General features: G+C 70.1%; 10 protein-coding genes. 6 read left to right on the top strand and 4 right to left on the bottom strand.

Annotation, left to right across the window (positions count from 1 at the left end):
- The first annotated feature begins 3 nt into the window (after positions 1-3).
- The 4 genes from mmsA (at position 4) to SANBI_RS13845 (ending at position 4,868) form a co-directional block, all read left to right on the top strand.
- A complete protein-coding gene (gene mmsA / locus SANBI_RS13830) occupies positions 4-1,542 on the top strand; it encodes a multiple monosaccharide ABC transporter ATP-binding protein (RefSeq protein WP_056128966.1) in 1,539 nt (512 codons plus the stop codon).
- A complete protein-coding gene (mmsB, locus tag SANBI_RS13835; protein WP_056128963.1) occupies positions 1,539-2,720 on the top strand; it encodes a multiple monosaccharide ABC transporter permease in 1,182 nt (393 codons plus the stop codon). The genes mmsA and mmsB overlap by 4 nt, the downstream gene beginning before the upstream one ends.
- A 130-nt stretch (positions 2,721-2,850) precedes the next feature.
- On the top strand, positions 2,851-4,113 hold the full coding sequence (locus SANBI_RS13840) for an ROK family transcriptional regulator (RefSeq protein WP_319156011.1): 1,263 nt from the start codon (positions 2,851-2,853) through the stop codon (positions 4,111-4,113).
- The gene (locus tag SANBI_RS13845) at positions 4,110-4,868 is read left to right on the top strand and encodes an ATP-binding cassette domain-containing protein (RefSeq protein WP_056128953.1); all 759 of its coding nucleotides are present in this window, start codon (positions 4,110-4,112) and stop codon (positions 4,866-4,868) included. The genes SANBI_RS13840 and SANBI_RS13845 overlap by 4 nt, the downstream gene beginning before the upstream one ends.
- 108 nt (positions 4,869-4,976) lie before the next feature.
- Here the strand turns inward: SANBI_RS13845 and SANBI_RS13850 are convergent, their stop codons facing one another.
- Positions 4,977-5,504: a GNAT family N-acetyltransferase gene (locus tag SANBI_RS13850; protein WP_056128952.1), complete on the bottom strand. Its 528-nt coding sequence runs from the start codon at positions 5,502-5,504 to the stop codon at positions 4,977-4,979.
- An 86-nt stretch (positions 5,505-5,590) separates the two neighbouring features.
- Positions 5,591-6,328, bottom strand: coding sequence for a GntR family transcriptional regulator (locus SANBI_RS13855; RefSeq protein ID WP_319156016.1), 738 nt, complete (start codon positions 6,326-6,328; stop codon positions 5,591-5,593).
- 132 nt (positions 6,329-6,460) lie between these two features.
- On the opposite strand from SANBI_RS13855, the gene SANBI_RS13860 reads away from it, so the two are divergent.
- On the top strand, positions 6,461-7,777 hold the full coding sequence (locus SANBI_RS13860; protein WP_319156018.1) for an amidohydrolase family protein: 1,317 nt from the start codon (positions 6,461-6,463) through the stop codon (positions 7,775-7,777).
- A gap of 83 nt (positions 7,778-7,860) precedes the next feature.
- Complete coding sequence (gene purU / locus SANBI_RS13865; RefSeq protein WP_319156021.1) at positions 7,861-8,754, top strand: formyltetrahydrofolate deformylase; 894 nt, start codon at positions 7,861-7,863, stop codon at positions 8,752-8,754.
- Between the two features lie 70 nt (positions 8,755-8,824).
- On the opposite strand, the gene pulA is transcribed toward purU, so the two are convergent.
- Both pulA and SANBI_RS13875 read right to left on the bottom strand, forming a co-directional pair.
- The gene (gene pulA / locus SANBI_RS13870) at positions 8,825-15,703 is read right to left on the bottom strand and encodes a pullulanase-type alpha-1,6-glucosidase (protein WP_319156022.1); all 6,879 of its coding nucleotides are present in this window, start codon (positions 15,701-15,703) and stop codon (positions 8,825-8,827) included.
- Between the two features lie 397 nt (positions 15,704-16,100).
- On the bottom strand, positions 16,101-17,090 hold the full coding sequence (locus tag SANBI_RS13875) for a malate dehydrogenase (RefSeq protein ID WP_319156023.1): 990 nt from the start codon (positions 17,088-17,090) through the stop codon (positions 16,101-16,103).
- Between the last annotated feature and the right edge of the window lie 393 nt (positions 17,091-17,483).

The raw sequence follows: 17,483 nt of genomic DNA on the forward strand, positions 1-17,483 counted from the left end.
CGGATGTCTAGCCCGATTCTGGAGATGCGCTCCATCACCAAGACCTTTCCCGGGGTCAAGGCCCTGCAAGACGTCACCCTCGAGGTCGCCAGCGGCGAGATCCACGCCATCTGCGGCGAGAACGGTGCCGGCAAGTCCACCCTCATGAAGGTGCTCTCCGGGGTCTACCCGCACGGCAGCTACACGGGCGAGATCCTCTTCGACGGTGAGGAGGTGCGCTTCGGATCGATCAACGACTCCGAGGACAAGGGCATCGTCATCATCCACCAGGAGCTCGCCCTGGTCCCCTACCTCTCGATCGCCGAGAACATCTTCCTCGGCAACGAGCGCAGGCGCGGCGGGCTCATCGACTGGAACCAGACCAACGCCGACGCCGCCGAGCTCATGGCGCAGGTCGGCCTGGACGAGCTCCCGGTCACCCCTGTCGGCGCCCTCGGCGTCGGCAAGCAGCAGCTGGTCGAGATCGCCAAGGCACTGTCCAAGAAGGTCCGTCTGCTGATCCTCGACGAGCCGACCGCAGCCCTCAACGACTCCGACTCCGAGCACCTGCTCGGCCTGCTGCGCGACCTCAAGGCCCGCGGCATCACGTCGATCATGATCTCGCACAAGCTCAACGAGATCGCGAGCATCGCGGACTCCACGACGATCATCCGCGACGGCCAGACCATCGAGAAGCTCGACATGCGCTCGGGTGAGGTCACCCAGGACCGCATCATCCGCGGGATGGTCGGCCGTGACCTCGAGCACCGCTACCCCGAGCACGAGGCCACCCTCGGTGCGGAGGTGCTGCGGGTCGAGGACTGGACCGTCTACCACCCGACAGAACCGGGCCGTGTCGTGGTCGACAAGGCCAACCTCACCGTCCGCGCCGGGGAGATCGTCGGCATCGCCGGTCTCATGGGCGCAGGGCGCACCGAGCTCGCGATGAGCATCTTCGGGCGCTCCTACGGCAGCAAGGCGACGGGCAAGGTCTTCCTGCACGGCAAGGAGATCAGCACCAAGACCGTCAGCGAGGCGATCTCGCACGGCCTCGCCTACGCGACCGAAGACCGCAAGAAGTACGGCCTCAACCTCATCGAGGACGTGCGCAGCAACATCTCGGCGGCGAGCCTGGGCAAGCTGTCCAAGGGCGGCTGGGTCAACGGCAACGAAGAGATCCAGGTCGCCGAGGGCTACCGCAAGAGCATGAACATCAAGACCTCGACGGTCATGGCCCTCACCGGGAAGCTCTCGGGCGGGAACCAGCAGAAGGTCGTCCTCAGCAAGTGGATCTACACGGACCCTGAGGTCCTCATCCTCGACGAGCCCACCCGTGGCATCGACGTCGGCGCGAAGTACGAGATCTACACGATCATCAACGCGCTGGCCGACGCCGGGAAGGCCGTCATCCTCATCTCGTCCGAGCTGCCCGAGGTCCTCGGGATCTGCGACCGGATCTACACCCTCGCGTTCGGACGGATCACCGGTCAGGTCGACCGTGCCGGCGCCACCCAAGAAAGCCTCATGGAGCTCATGACACAGGAGAAGGAGCCGGTTCGATGACCGCCGTCGCAGGACTCAAGGAGATCTTCACCAAGAATCTCCGCACGAGCGGGATCTACATCGCGTTCGTCGCCATCATCGGGCTCTTCACGGTGCTCACGGACGGGATGCTGCTCAGCCCGGGCAACCTCACGAACATCGTCCTGCAGTACTCGTACATCCTGATCCTCGCGATCGGCATGGTCATCGTCATCATCGGCGGGCACATCGACCTGTCGGTCGGCTCGGTCGTCGCGCTGACCGGTGCGACCTCGGCGATCATCGTCATCAAGCACGGGCAGCCCTGGTGGGTCGGCATCCTCGCCGCCCTCGCCGTCGGACTCGTGGTCGGTGCGTGGCAGGGCTTCTGGGTCGCCTACATCGGGATCCCGGCGTTCATCGTCACCCTGGCCGGCATGCTCCTGTTCCGCGGGATGACGCTCCAGGTCCTCGACAACATCTCGCTCTCGCCGTTCCCGGCCGAGTACCAGAAGGTCGCCGGTGGGTTCCTCAACGGGTTCCTCGGCGGCAACGGCTTCGACGTGTTCACGCTCGTCATCGCAGCCATCGCCCTCGTCGGCTTCGCAGTGAGCCAGTTCCGCACCCGCCAGGGTCGCATCCACTACAAGCAGGCCGTCGAGGCCATGCCGCTGTTCGTCCTGCGCCTGGTGCTCGTCTCGGCCGTCGTGATGGCCTTCGCCTACCAGCTCTCGAAGAGCCGCGGCCTGCCGATCGTGCTCATCATTCTCGGCGTGCTCATCATGATCTACACGATCGTCACCACGAAGACGGTCTTCGGCCGCCACGTCTACGCGATCGGTGGCAACCTCTCGGCCGCCCAGCTCTCGGGCGTCAAGGTCAAGCAGGTCAACTTCTGGATCTTCGTCAACATGGGCTTCCTGTCGGCCGTCGCCGGGGTCGTCTACTCCTCGCGGTCCAACGGCGCCCAGCCCTCCGCCGGCAACATGTTCGAGCTCGACGCGATCGCGGCGGCCTTCATCGGTGGTGCGTCGACGACAGGTGGTGTCGGGCGTGTGACCGGAGCCATGGTCGGTGCGCTCATCATGGCCGTGATGACCAACGGCATGTCCATCATGGGGATCGACCAGTCGGTCCAGCAGATGGTCAAGGGCCTCGTGCTCCTGCTCGCCGTCGCCTTCGACATCTTCAACAAGCGACGCGCCGGCGCTGGCCGCTGAGCATCGCCTGAGCGCTGGCCTGGTGCGGACCGACCCTCGGTCCGCACCAGGCCAGCGTCGTCCGTGGACCCCTGCCGCCAGGGGGCGGACCGCCCCCGAGAGCACACGACGACGAAGGTAGGCTGAGCCCGTGAGAGGTCGAGTGGCGATCAGCGGCTCCCAGTCTTCGCTCCGCGAAGCCAACCGGGCCCTCATCGTCGACACCATCAAGCGCTACGGCGGCCTCACCCAGGTCGAACTCGTCGCGGCGACGGGCCTCTCCCCCGCGACCATCTCGACCATCGTCAAAGAGCTGCTCGGCGGCGGGATCGTCGACACGCAGAACACCACGCGCAGCGGCCGGCGCGCGCAGATGGTGACCCTCGCCCGTCGCGTCGGGCTCGTCGCCGGCGTGCAGTTCGGCCACCGCCACCTCAAGGTGGCCCTCGGCGACTTCGGGCGCACCATCGTCGCCGAGCAGCAGATGCCGTTGCCCGTCGACCACCGCTCGGACACCGGGCTCGACAGGGCGGCCCTGCTCGTCGTCGAGCTGCTCGAGAGCGTCGGGGCCCCGATCGAGGAGCTCCTCACCATCGGCCTCGCGGTCCCGGCCCCTGTCGACGTGTCGACAGGGGAGATCTCGGTCCACGGGATCATGCGCGGCTGGGACGGCCAGCAGCTCGGGCAGGTGATGTCCGAGCGCCTCGCCCGCCCTGTCGTCGTCGACAACGACGCGAACGTCGCGGCCCTCGCCGAGCACGAGCTCGGCGCAGCACGCGGCTTCCAGGACGTCGTCTACGTCAGGGCCTCGTACTCGACGGGTGCGGGGATCATCCTCAACGGGCACCTGCACAGGGGTTTTGCCGGGACCGCCGGGGAGATCGGTCACGTGCAGGTCGACCCGAGCGGGAGCATCTGCCGCTGCGGCAACCGTGGGTGCCTCGACACCGTCGTCTCGTCGACCGCGCTGCTCGACCTGCTCCGCGGCTCGCACGGCGACCTCACGCTCCGCGACCTCGTGGCCAAGGGGATCGCCGGGGACCTCGGCTGCCGCCGGGTCCTCGCCGACGCGGGTGACCGCATCGGCTCCGTGGTCGCGATGCTCGCCGGGACCCTCAACCCCCAGCTCGTGGTGGTCGGCGGAGAGCTGGCCGGCGCCGGCGAGCTGGTCGTCGGACCGCTCCGGCAGGCCGTGCTGCGGCACATCGCCCCGAACACCGTCGCCCCGCTCCAGGTGGTGGCCGGCGAGCTCGGCGAAGAGGCTGAGGTGACGGGCGCGCTGCTCCTCGCGCTCCGGTCGACCGAGGTCGCGACACACTACGAGACGATCAGCACGACGCCCGAAGGCTCCGACGGCACCGCCGCCGCGGAGGACCTCAGCCTGACCCGACGCACCGAAGGGGACCTGACGTGACGACAGCCCGCCCGACCCCCGCGCTCTCGCTCCGAGGGATCGACAAGTCCTTCGGCGCCGTCAAGGCGCTCTCCAGCATCGACCTCGACATCCACAGCGGCGAGGTCGTCGCGCTCGTCGGCGACAACGCCGCCGGCAAGTCGACCATCGCGAAGGTGATCGCCGGGGTCATCACGCCCGACGCCGGGATCATCGAGTCCGACGGCGTGCCCGTGACCATCCCGACGCCGACGAGCGCCCACGCCCTCGGGATCACCACGGTGTTCCAGGAGCTCGCTCTCGCCGAGAACCTCGACATCGTCTCGAACCTGTACCTCGGGCGTGAGCTGCACAAGGGCAACCTGCTGCTCGAGTCCGAGATGGAAGACGTCGCACGCCAGATCTTGCGGGACCTGAGGATCCGGGTGCCGTCCGTCCGCACCCTCGTGGCAGACCTCTCCGGCGGGCAGCGGCAGGCCGTCGCGATCGCCCGGACGCTGCTCGGCAAGCCGCGGATCGTCATCCTCGACGAGCCGACGGCCTCGCTGTCCGTGTCGAGCACAGCAGAGGTGCTCACGCTCATCGAGCGGCTGCGCGACCTCGGGCACGGCGTGGTGCTCATCAGCCACAACATGGGTGACGTGCGGGCCGTGGCGGACCGCATCGAGGTGCTGCGGCACGGCCGCAACAACGGCAGCTTCGCGGCACGGACCGTGAGCTACGAAGACATCATCGCGGCGATCACCGGGGCTGTGGACTTCTCGACCCGGCGGTGAGGCAGGGCGGGCACCGAGCACGACGCAGCCCGCGCACCGGACCTGCCTCGGTCTGGCGCGCGGGCTGCGCGCTCTGCTCTGCGCTGTGACGCTTGTCCGGCGTCTCGCTCAGGCGTTCTGGACCGGCTCCGCGTCGGAGTGCACGTCGGTGTCGTCCATCTCGCCGAGGATGCGGCGCAGGTAGGCGTAGGTGAGGTCGCCGGCGACCTGGTCGTGCTGGTGCTCGTAGCCGGCCTTCTGGTACATCGCGAGGTTCTGCTTGGAGTCCTTGCCCGTGAAGACCCAGATCTCGGTGGTCTCCTCCGGCAGGTGCGGCAGGACCGCGAACATCATCTGCGTACCGATGCCCTTGCCCTGGAGGTCGGGGGCGACAGCGAGGCGGCCGAGGGTCGCCTTGTCGTCCTCGATCTCGACACGGACCGAGCCGACGAGGCGGTGGCCGGACCAGGCACCGAGCGTGACGACGCCCTCGGCGACGAGGTCGGCGCGCAGCTCGGAGAGGGTCTGCGTCAGCGGCGGGATGTTCGGGTCGCCGTAGACCTGGGCCTCGGTGACGAAGGCAGCACGGCGCAGGGTGAGCAGCTCGCCCGCGTGCTCGTCGGTCACCAGTGAGATCGTGATGTCTAGGTCGCTCATGTGTCCATCGTCTCAGACTTCCGGGCACCTGACCGGCCCATCCACCAGGTGTTCACCTCGGAGGTGCTGCTCCTGCGCGGGCTGCCTCAGCTGCTCGCTCGGTCTTGCCGGGCGCGCGCCGAGGCGAGGCTCGACCGCAGGTGGTCGCGCGTCAACCTGTCAGCCTCCTCGACGTCACCGGAGCGGATCGCGTCGAGCAGCGCCGCGTGCTCGGCGACCATCACGCCGAGGTCGTCGTGCTGGCCGAGCATCCAGCGCATGCGGCTCGCCGTGAGCGCGGAGATCTCGTCGAGCACGGCGTTGCCGGCCATCGCCGACACGGCCTCGTGGAAGTCGGCAGCCGCACGCCGCGCTGTCGTCCCGTCGCCGTCGCGCGCTCCCCCGGCCTCACGGTCGAGCGCCGCAGCGGCCACGTCGAGGTGCTCAGCCGTCCGTCGCTCGGCCGCGAGCCGGACGGTGAGCACCTCGATCGCGGAGCGCACCTCGACGAGGTCGAGCAGGTCACGGTCGGTGAAGGTCCGCACGACGGCCCAGCTCCGCGGGCGCGGTGTGACCAGACCTTCGGAGGCGAGGGTCTGGAGGGCCTCGCGGACGGGGACGCGGCTCACGTCGAGGGAAGCGGCGAGCTCCCGCTCGACGAGCCGGCTGCCCGGGGCGCGGACGCCGTCGACGATCTGGTCGCGCAGCAGGCGGGTGACGCGCTCGGTCTCGGAGAGGGCCGGGCGGGTGACCCGCTCGGTCTCCGAGAGAGCGGGGCGGGTGATGCGCTCGGTCTCCGAAGGAGCGGGGCGGGTCAGGTCGGGCTCGGCGGGGGCGCTGCTCACGGAGCCATCCTCCCAGGTGCGTGCGGGACGCAAGGGCGCGCCGACGGCTCCTCCGACCCGAGATACCGCGTGCTGCAAATGGTATACCGTTTATTGTCGGGCCTGCGTGGGCCCCGCACCGAGAGGATCGACATGACCGGAACCCAGAGCACCTCCGTCTCCGTCCTGCGCGACGTCCGCCCCTGGGGCGGCCCGTCGGTCGACCTCACGATCTCGGACGGCATCATCACCGCGATCGACGCGCACGTCGCCAGCCCGAGCACCCCGGAGCAGCCGCCGACCGCGAGCGCAGCTGCTGTCGCGGGCGCGGGGAGCAGCACTGGGGCTGGGACCGGGGCCGGCACCGGGGCTGATACTGGCGCCAGGTCTAGCACCGGCCCAGTCGTCGACGGCCGTGGCCTTCTCGCCCTCCCTGGCTTCGTCAACGCGCACGCGCACGTCGACAAGAGCTGGTGGGGCAAGCCGTGGGTCAGCTACGGGGGCGAGGCGACGACGCAGGGCCGCATCGCCCACGAGCGTGCGCACCGCGACGAGCTGGGCATCCCCGGGACCGACGTGACGCTGCGGGTGCTGCGCGAGCTGCTGCGGCACGGCACCACCGCGATCCGCACGCACGTCGACGTCGACCTCGGCCTGGGCACCCGCGGGATCGACGTCGTCCGCGAGGCCCTCGCCGAGCTGGGCGGCGCGATCACCGCGGAGATCGTCGCCTTCCCGCAGGACGGCGTGCTGCGCCGCCCCGGCGTGATCGACCTGCTCGACCAGGCCGCGGTCGCCGGAGCCGAGCACATCGGCGGGCTCGACCCGGCATCGATCGACCGTGACCCCGTCGGGCAGCTCGACGCGCTCTTCGACGTCGCGGGCCGTCACGGCGTGGGCATCGACCTGCACCTGCACGACGGCGGCGCGCTCGGAGCCTTCCAGATCGAGCTGATCGTCGAGCGCACGCTGCGGACAGGGCTCCAGGGCAAGGTCAACGTCGCGCACGGCTTCGCGGTCGGCGAGCTGCCTGCCACCCAGCAGCGCGATCTCGTCGCGGCGATGGGCGAGGCGGGCGTGAGCATGACGACCGTCGCGCCCATCGGGGCGGCTCCCCTGCCGGTCGCCCTCCTCGAGGAGCACGGTGTCGCCGTCGGCCTCGGGACAGACGGCATCCGCGACCTGTGGAGCCCCTACGGGACCGGCGACCTGCTCGCCCTCACCACGCGGCTCGCCCAGCAGACCCGGCTGCGCTACGACGAGGACCTCGTGCACGCCGCGCGGATCGCCACGAGCGCGGCGGCGTCCTTCGTCGGGCGCGAGACGCACGACCTCGTCGTGGGTGCGCGGGCTGACGTCGTGCTCGTCGACGCGGAGAACGTCCCCGACGCCGTGGTCCGTGCCCCCCGCCGCGATCTCGTGGTCGCCGGTGGCCGGGTCGTCGTCCGCGACGGCGAGGTGCTGATCTGACCTTCCCGCCCACGGCTCTCCCGCGGGGAACCGGCACTCGGACAGGCGTCCGGGCTGTGAGCGCGACGAACTACGCTGGCCCGGTGACCACGACAGCCCCCTCCGCGTCCGCCGGCAGCACGCAGCCCGGCACCCCCGAGCACTGGGTGCTCACGCTCTCCTGCCCCGACCGTGCCGGGATCGTGCACGCCGTCGCGGGTGCGCTCGCCGAGCACGGCGGCAACATCACGGAGTCGCAGCAGTTCGGCGACGCGGAGACGCAGCTGTTCTTCATGCGCGTGCAGGTGGAGTCGACGGCCTCGCGCGAGGAGCTCGTCGCGGCTCTCGAGCCGCTCGCGGAGACCTTCTCGATGTCGTGGCGCCTCGACGTGGTCGGGCGCCCGGTGCGCACCCTCGTGCTGGTGAGCACGGCGGCGCACTGCCTCAACGACCTGCTGTTCCGGCAGCGGTCGGAGAACCTGCCGATCGACATCGTCGGGGTGGTCGGCAACCACCGGGACCTCGAGCCGCTGACCGAGTTCTACGGCAAGGAGTTCCACCACATCCCCGTCAGCAAGGACACCAAGGCCGAGGCCGAGGCGCGGTTGCTCGCGCTGGTGCGTGAGCTCGACGTCGAGCTCGTGGTGCTCGCCCGGTACATGCAGATCCTCTCGGACGACCTGTGCCACGAGCTCGAGGGCCAGGTCATCAACATCCACCACTCCTTCCTGCCGAGCTTCAAGGGTGCGAAGCCGTACCACCAGGCGCACGACCGCGGCGTGAAGCTCATCGGTGCGACGTCGCACTTCGTCACCGGCGACCTCGACGAGGGACCGATCATCGAGCAGGACGTCGAGCGTGTAGACCACACCCGCACCGTCGAAGACCTCGTCGCCCTCGGCCAGGACGTCGAGCGCCGCGTGCTGGCCCGCGCCGTGAGGTGGCACGCAGAGCACCGGGTGCTGCTCAACGGGCACAGGACGGTCATCTTCCGCTGACGCTGGGTCCTAAGACGACGACGGGCCGCACGGAGATCCGTGCGGCCCGTCGTCGTCTCTGTACCTCTCGCTAGCCGGCGTCGTCCCGGCGGCGGCGGGCGGTGATCGTCGCTGCACCCGCGACGAGCAGCACGAGGGCGAGGACGGCTGCCGCGAACGGAGCGGCGCCGGTGAGGCTCAGACCGCCCGGTCCTGACGCCCCTGCACCGCTGCCGTCAGCGGCGAGCACCGTGAGCGCTGCGGACCCCTCGCTGCCCGACGCCAGCCCGACAGCCCGGATGGTGTGCGCACCGGGGTCGGTGGCGAGCGGCACGGTCACCCGGACCGACAGCGCGCCGTCGTCCCCGGCTGCCCGGGCGACGAGCAGCTGCGGCTCGGAGTTGAGCCACACCTGGACGGTCTCCCCCGGCGCGAAGCCGGAGGCGTCGACCGTCAGGCTGTCTCCCGCACGGACCTCCGTGTCCGAGAGCGTGACGACGGCGCCGTCGACGCCGTCGGTCGGACCGTCGGTCGGTCCACCCGTCGGGCCGTCCGTCGGGCCGTCCGTCGGTCCAGCCGTCGGCGGCTCGGTCGGCTCGGTCGGGCCGTCCACCTGCGCCTCCGTGAGCACGGCCACGGTCCGTGCGGGCACCGTCACCTGCCCGGTCGCAGCGTCCCAGGTGGTCTCGCGCACCACGGCGTCCGACCCGTCGGCCTGGACGGACGAGAGCGCGAGCTCACGCCCGACAAGACCGTCGACGGTCTGGGTGACAGGCTCCGGGCTCGCGTTGAAGACCACGAGCAGCCCGTCGAGCGCCGGGTCCACGTCCGCGCCGACGGTGTCGTCGACGTGCATGACGATCACGCCGGGTGCCGCGTCGGCACCCGAGCCCGGGAAGGTGACCTTCTCGGTGATCAGCCCGGCCTCGCCGAGCCTGAACAGCGGGGTCGAGAACCGCAGCCGGAGCAGGTCGGAGGCGGCTGCCTGGGCTGTCGCCATGTCGGCAGGCGCCGGCTTGAGCGCCGGGTCGGCGAGCAGCGGCGCCATGTACTGCCACTTGTCGCCGTTCTTCTCCTCGGGAGGCAGACCGGACCCGAAGGTGTTCTCCTGGCCGGTCCAGTCGATCTCGTTGAAGTGGTCTCCCGAGTTGTAGCTGTCGCGGTCGAGCGACTTGCTGCGCAGCAGGTCCGTCCCGGCGTGCCAGAAGGACGGGGTCTGCGACAGGGTCGTCGTGGCGAGGGACAGCGTGTTCATCCGGACCCTGTCGGCCATCGAGGTCTCGACGGGCAGCTTGAGGGTGAGGATGTCGAAGAGCGTCTCGTTGTCGTGGGCGTCCACGTAGGTGACGACCTCTTCGGGTGAGTCGGCGTAGCCGGCGGGCTGGCCGTTGTAGTCGATCTCGTCGCCACGCTGGACTGTGCCCGCCGACGTCTCGAAGCTGAAGGCCCGCAGGTTCCCGGCGAGGCCGAGACGAACGAGGTCTGTGCTGTGCGCGAGGGCCGCGAGCTCTTCGGGTGAGCCGTCGTTGAGCGTGGCGGGGTCGCTCGTGCTCGTCGGGCGCCCGTTGGGGGCGGTCCCGAGCCCCGTGCCGAAGCCCTGCTGGAAGATGCTGTCACCCGAGACCGGGCTTCCTCCGTGCACGGCGTCGCGCAGGCGGTCGGAGAAGGTCCCGATGCCCGTGCCGCCGAGCTGTCCCTGGGTGGCCTGCTCGAAGAGCGCGTTGTCGGCGACCTCCCCGAAGTTCCAGCCCTCGCCGTAGAGGTAGACCGACGAGCCGTCGACCCCGTCCTTCTCGAGGGTCAGGGCGTCGAGACCGGCGCGCACGGCGAGCATGGTGTCGCGGGAGTGGTGGCCCATGAGGTCGAAGCGGAAGCCGTCGACCTTGTAGTCCCGCGCCCACGTGACGACGGAGTCGACCATGAGCCGCTCGGCCATCGCGTTCTCGGTCGCGACGTTCTCGCAGCACGTCGAGGTCTCGACGGCCCCTGTCGCGCTGAGGCGCTGGTAGTAGCCGGGGACCACGCGGTCGAGCACAGACTTCTCGGACTGGCCGCTCGCCGCGGTGTGGTTGAACACCTGGTCGAGGACCACCTGGAGGTCGCTCGCGTGCAGGCCTCCGACCATGGAGCGGAACTCGGCGACGCGTGCCCCGCCGTCCTGGTTGCCCTCGGTCGCGTACGACCCCTCGGGTGCCGTGAAGTGCAGCGGGTCGTAGCCCCAGTTGAAGGCGTCGGTGCTCGCGACAGCACCGACAGCAGCCTGCTGCTCGGTCGAGTCGGGGGCGAAGCCGCTGAGGTCGCCTGTGGTCTGCTGCAGGGCGCGGTCTTCTTCGATCGTGGCGATGTCGAAGGTCGGCAGCAGGTGCACGGTGTTGAGCCCTGCGGCCGCGAGCGACCTCAGGTGCTTCATGCCGTCGGAGTCACGGGTGAAGGCCTTGTAGGTCCCGCGCTCTGCCTCGGGGACGGACTCGTCGGTGATCGAGAAGTCGCGCACGTGCAGCTCGTAGATGCTGCGGTCGACATCGCGCTCGACCACAGGCTGCGGGGTGTCGGCCCAGAGCGCCGGCTGGTAGGCCGGGTCCGCGAGGTCGACGAGGACGGACTGCGCGGAGTTGAGCGTGAGCGCGACGGACGAGGGGTCTGTCACGACGTTGTGCTCGACGGCGCCCGTCGAGTGGACGTAGACCTCGACGTCGTAGACGTACGCGGCGTCCTTCCATGACGCGGCACCCTGGGTGACCCAGGTCCCGTCGGCCTGCCGGACAGCAGGGACGTCGGTCGGGGTGCCCGCGGCGAGGCCGTCACCGTCGAGCCACACCCGGGTCGTCACGGACTTCGCCGTCGGCGCCCAGAGGGTCAGCGTCGGGACGTCGCCGTCCCACGTCGCACCGAGCGGGGTGTCGGCGGCGACGGTGAAGAGGTCGTCGACGACCCCGGCGACCTGCACGCCTGTCGAGTACTCGAGCCCGGCGGGGCCGGCCTGGGTCAGGCGCAGCTCTCCGGTGAGCAGACCGGCGACCTGCTCGTCGGTCACGCCCGCGTCGAGTGCGAGCGCGAGGTACCCGCTGGCAAGAGGGTGCCGGGTGCGCAGGTCCTCAGGCACGCCGTCGGGCAGGAGCGTCAGCGGGAGGTCGGTGCCGTCAGGTGTCGTGACGACACCGTCCTGCACGGTGATCCCGCCGGCCGGGGCGCCGTGCAGCGTCCAGGTCCGTGCGGCAGTGTCGCCGCCCTCGGGCACAGCTGCTGTCGGGAGCGCGAGCGTCCGCGCGTCGAGCCAGAAGGCCCGCGCACCGGCACCCGGCACGCTCTGGTCTGCCTGCACTGTCATCTCCCCGGTGGTCGAGTCGAGGCGGAACATCATGGTGGCCCAGTCGGACGGGACGTCGAAGACGACGTTCTCGGCCGGGAGGGCGTCGTCCCAGTCTCCCTCGAAGACCGTCTTGGTCTCGTAGGTCCCGGCCTCGAGCCGGTCTGTGGTCAGGCTGTAGACCACACCGTCTGTCGTGGACATCCACGACGCGAGGCAGGTCGCGTCCCAGTCAGCAGCGCAGCCGAGCTCGGACTGGAAGTCGCCCGCGGCGACGGCGAGACGACCGTCCGGGCTCCCCTCGAAGAAGTGCATGACCGTGTGCGAGACGTCGTCGTAGACGAAGGTGACGTCCTGGTCGGCGGGCAGGGTGAAGGTCACGTTCCCGCCGTCCCGGCCGTAGCTCTCGGTCCAGGCGTGGTCGATCACGGCCTTGTACTCGTGAGCCCCCGCGGTGAGCGGGAAGGTCCTGGAGTACACGGGCCCCGCACGCTCGGTGAGCTCGGCGGAGACGCAGGTCTGCTGCCACGCACCCGTGCAGCCCATCGCAGCATTCATGGTGCCGGCGATCGACACGGTGACGTCACGCAGGGGCGTGGGCCCCTCGGGCTCTTCGGGGGCGGCCGCGGCGGCGACGGTCAGCACGCCTGCCGCACGGTCGAAGGTGAAGGTCGCCGTCGGCGCATCGGCTGTCACCGTGAAGACGACGTCACCACCGTCCGCTCCCCCGTGGCTGGTGTCCCAGGAGAACCCCTCGACCACCTTGGCCTTGTAGGTGCCCGGCGTCAGCACGTCGGTCGTGAAGGTGTAGGTCGTGCCGTCAGCCCCGGCGACCAGCTGACCGCCGACGCAGGCGTCGGAGAAGTCCGTCGCGCAGCCGAGCTGGGTCTGGAAGTCGCCCGCGACCGTGAAGACTGGCTCTCCGGCAGGGCTGCTGGTGCCGAGCTTCGTGGCGGGGTCGAACCAGAAGGTCCGCGGTCCACCCGGGTGGGTGTACGAGTAGTTGCCGTCGGCGGAGTTGTGCACCCCGCCGACGCCGTAGCTGTCGGCCCAGTCCGCCCCGAAGGCGTACTTGTGCTGGTACGTGCCGGCCGGGATGTCGAAGGTCCCGGAGTAGAGACCGTCCTCGCCGAGAGCGAGGGCCGAGCCCTCGCAGCCCGGGGCCCAGTCGGAGCAGCCCATGGACGCGCCGTGGCTGCCGGGGAGGGTGAGCCTGTCGCTCGGGTCCACGACGACCGGGGTGCCCGTGCCGTGGTCGTCGCCGATGCTCGCTGTGACGACGGTCTGGGTCAGCCTGTCGTCGGCGTCGCGCACGACGGCCCTGTACTCGACGACCGTGCCCGGCGCGAGCGCCGAGACGTCCTGGTAGACGCGCGGCGAGCCGTCGTCGACCGTACCGAGCAGCTCCCAGTCCTGCGCACCGGCGACGCGGTACGAGAGAGTCGTCTCGGCGTAGCGCTCTGTGCCGAGATCGACGGAGATCTCCTGCAGCCCGGCGAGGCCCTGCCCGAGCGTCGGGGTGGTGAAGGTCGCCTCGACGGGTGCGGCGTCTGCCGTGAGCGGGGCCTGCGCCTCGTAGACGACGGCCGAGAGGGCGGGCACGGTGACCGAGACGGTCCCGTCGGCGCCCGACGAGACCGGCGCGGTCGTGCCGTAGAGCGGCGCGAAGGCCGCGTCGGTGGTCAGCGCTGTGAGCTCGACCGTCGACTCGGTCGTCGCGTTGTTCACGGCGACGAGGATCTCGGCCGGGTCGCTCGCCTCGGTGTCGACACGCGAGAAGGCGTAGACACCGGCCCCCGAGGCGACGTGCTGCTCGATCTGCGCGCCGTCGGACAGCGCCGGGTGGGCGGTCCGCAGGGCGGCGAGCTCGGCGATGTGCGTGTACAGCGGAGCATCGGTGCCGTAGTGGTCACCCGCGCCGGACGACCCGTCGAGGAGCGCCTGGTCGCGGAACTCGGGGACCTGGGAGTCGAAGAGCGACTGGCGGGCGTTCTTGTCCTTCCCGTCACCCACGCTGCCGACGAAGCCCTGCTCGTCGCCGTAGTAGACGACGGGCTGCCCGCGGGTCAGGTACATGAGGGAGTGCGCGAGCTCGGAGCGGGCCAGCGGGTCGTCGGAGTCCTTGACCACGTAGCCGATGCGCCCCATGTCGTGGTTGCCGAGGAAGGTCGGCAGCGCGTGCGCGTTCTTGGTCGCGGTCGTGTACCTGTCGTCACCGTCGAAGAGCAGCTGGAGCCCGCGGGCGCTGTTGCCGTTGGCGTAGGACGACGCGGCCGACTGGTACGTGAAGTCGAGGACCGAGTCCATGTCGGTGTCGCGCACGTAGGGCGAGAGCTTGACGGGGTCCGCGTCGTAGACCTCGCCGAACATGAAGAACTCGGGGTTGCCCGAGGCCGCCTTGACCGCGGTGGTCCACTCTTCCCAGAACGAGAAGTCCACGTGCTTGACGGTGTCGATGCGGAAGCCGTCGATGCCGGACTGCGCCCAGTGCGAGTAGATGTCGACGAAGCCCTGGACCACCTCGGGCTGGGAGGTGTCGAGGTCGTCGAGCCCGTCGAAGTCGCCGAGGACGACAGACTCGCCCTCCCAGGTGGAGTTGCCGCGGTTGTTGTACCGGGCCGGGTCGTTGAGCCAGGACGGTGTCTTGGCGTCTTCGAGGCCGATCGGCAAGAAGGGTGTGTATGGCTCCTGCGTCGTCGGGCGGTAGGTGTAGACGCCCTCCTCGTAGTCGATGATGTCGGCCGTGTGGTTGGTGATGATGTCGAAGTAGACCTTGATGCCTCGCGCGTGGGCCTCGTCGATGAGCGCGTCGAGCTCTTCGTTGGTGCCCAGGTGCGGGTCGATGGTCGTGAAGTCGGTGATCCAGTAGCCGTGGTACCCGGCCGAGGCGTCCGCCCCGGTGCCCTGGACCGGCTGGTTCTTGAAGGAGGGCGTCAGCCAGATCGCCGTGGTGCCGAGTCCGTCGATGTAGTCGAGGTTGTCGCGCAGGCCCTGGATGTCGCCGCCGTGGTAGAACCCCTTGTCGGTCGGGTCGAAACCCGTGTCGAGGCGGTCTGTGGCCGGCACGCCGTCGACGAGCACTCCCCCGGTGTCGTTCGAGGGGTCGCCGTTGGCGAAGCGGTCCGTGAGGACGAAGTACATCTGCTCGTCACCCCCGGGCTGGCGGACCGGGGCGGGAGCGTCGGCGTCGGTCGGCTCGGGGACCTCAGCCGTCGGGACGAAGCTCGTGCGACCTGACGCGGTGTCGAAGACGACCTGCAGCGCGACCTCGCCTGCGGTGCTCAGCCGGACGTTCTCGGCGCCCGAGCCTGTGGTCCCAGAACGGCCCCAGGACGGGTCGTCCCATGTGTCGCCGGCGAGGACCTTGAGCTCGTAGTCACCGCCGGGGACTGTGACCGTGGTCGAGAAGACGCCGTCGGTCGCCGTCGGGGCGAGCAGACCTGCCTCGCAGGCAGGCTCCCAGTCGGCGGCGCAGCCGATCTCGGACTGGAGGCTGCCGACCAGGCGCGGCGCTCCGGGTGCTGCGGTGGCCGGGGCTGCGCTCACGGTGCCGGCGACACCGGCGAGGCTCGCTCCGAGCAGGGCGACCGCAGCCAGGGCTGCGGGGTATCTCCGAGACGGGCCTCGGAGCAGGGGGAACTGACGTGATCCTGCGTGGATCATCCACGACTCCTTCGTCGAGGGCGCGCGACGGTGCGCACCCAGGTCTGATGGCAGGACTGTACGCGTTGCTGAAACTTGCAGCAAGGATGCGGGTGAAGGTTGCAGAGGGGCGTCGAGACGCGGCTTTTCTCCTAGACGAATGGGGGCGAGACGGGCGCGATTCTTGCAGAGATTCATCCCAGGACCGCGCGTCTGGGAGAGCGCTCACCGATCACCGCGGAGGCGCGGAGGCACGGAGGCACACGCCCCCTGAGCCACCCCGGACGCACGAAGACCCGGCCGCGAAGGCGACCGGGTCTTCGTGCTGTCGTGCGGTGTCAGAGTCGTGCGGCGCCCGAGCGGTTCAGTAGCAGTGTGGTGCAGCGCCGGAGTGGTGCCACATCAGAGCAGCGCAGCGTCAGACCAGCCCGAGGCTCCGGACCGCGTCGCGCTCCTCGACCAGCTCGCGGACGGACGCGTCGATGCGCTCGCGCGAGAAGTCGCCGATCTCGAGGCCCTGGACGATCTCCCACCGGCCGTCGCGCGAGACGACAGGGAAGGAGGACACGAGCCCCTCGGGGACACCGTAAGACCCGTCGGAGACCAGACCCGCCGACGTCCAGTCGCCCTCGGGCGTCCCGTGCACCCAGTCGTGGACGTGGTCGACGGCGGCGTTGGCAGCCGACGCGGCCGACGACGCACCGCGCGCCTCGATGATCGCGGCCCCGCGGGTCGCGACCGTCGGGATGAAGTCGTCGGTCAGCCACGACGTGTCGTCGGTCAGCGCCGTCGCGGGAGCACCGGCGATCTCGGTGTGGAAGAGGTCGGGGTACTGCGTGGCGGAGTGGTTGCCCCAGATCGTCAGGCGGCGGACCTCGGCGACCGAGACGCCGGCCTTGGTCGCCACCTGGCTCAGCGCGCGGTTGTGGTCCAGCCGCGTCATCGCCGTGAAGCGCTCGGCGGGGACGTCGGGGGCGTGCGACGAGGCGATGAGCGCGTTGGTGTTCGCAGGGTTGCCGACCACGAGGATCCGCACGTCGTCCGCAGCACCCGCGTTGATCGCGGCACCCTGCGGCCCGAAGATCCCGCCGTTGGCCTCGAGCAGGTCACCGCGCTCCATGCCCTTGGTGCGCGGGCGCGCACCAACGAGCAGACCGATGTTGGTGCCGTCGAAGCCCTCGGTCGGGTTGTCGAAGATGTCGATGCCCGCGAGCAGCGGGAAGGCGCAGTCGTCGAGCTCCATGGCCGTGCCCTCGGCAGCCTTGACCCCCTGCGGGATCTCGAGGAGGCGCAGCCGGACGGGCGTGTCAGGCCCGAGCAGCTGGCCCGAGGCGATGCGGAACAGCAGCGCGTAGCCGATCTGGCCGGCGGCTCCTGTCACGGTGACGTTGACGGGGGTAGGGCTCATGTCACAACTCCTTCGTTCGGCACGGTCCTGGGGTGCACACACCTGCCGGACCCTGGAGGTGCGTCGACTGCACGACCTGGAGGAGCCGGACCACTCTCGATCCTGCCCTACACGGCTCGTGCACGACACTCGTACCTCGACGTGGGCCGCGCGGGGACAGGCCTCGGCGACCGCGTCTCAGGTGCGTCAACGCTACTAGACTTCTCGACGTCAAGATACTTCTGGCAGAGGTCTCACCAGGAGGGATACCGTCAGACGCGGGCGACGCACAGCGTCTCGTCAGGCCCCTCCCAGGTGCGTCTGCCACCATGCTCGACGTAGACCTGCAGCCAGGGGGCCCGCGGTCACGCATCTCGTGCCGGGCAGCCCCGCGCTCACCACACCGACTCTCGA

The organism is Sanguibacter biliveldensis, from assembly GCF_033798665.1.
In the GTDB taxonomy this organism is placed as follows: domain Bacteria; phylum Actinomycetota; class Actinomycetes; order Actinomycetales; family Cellulomonadaceae; genus Sanguibacter; species Sanguibacter inulinus.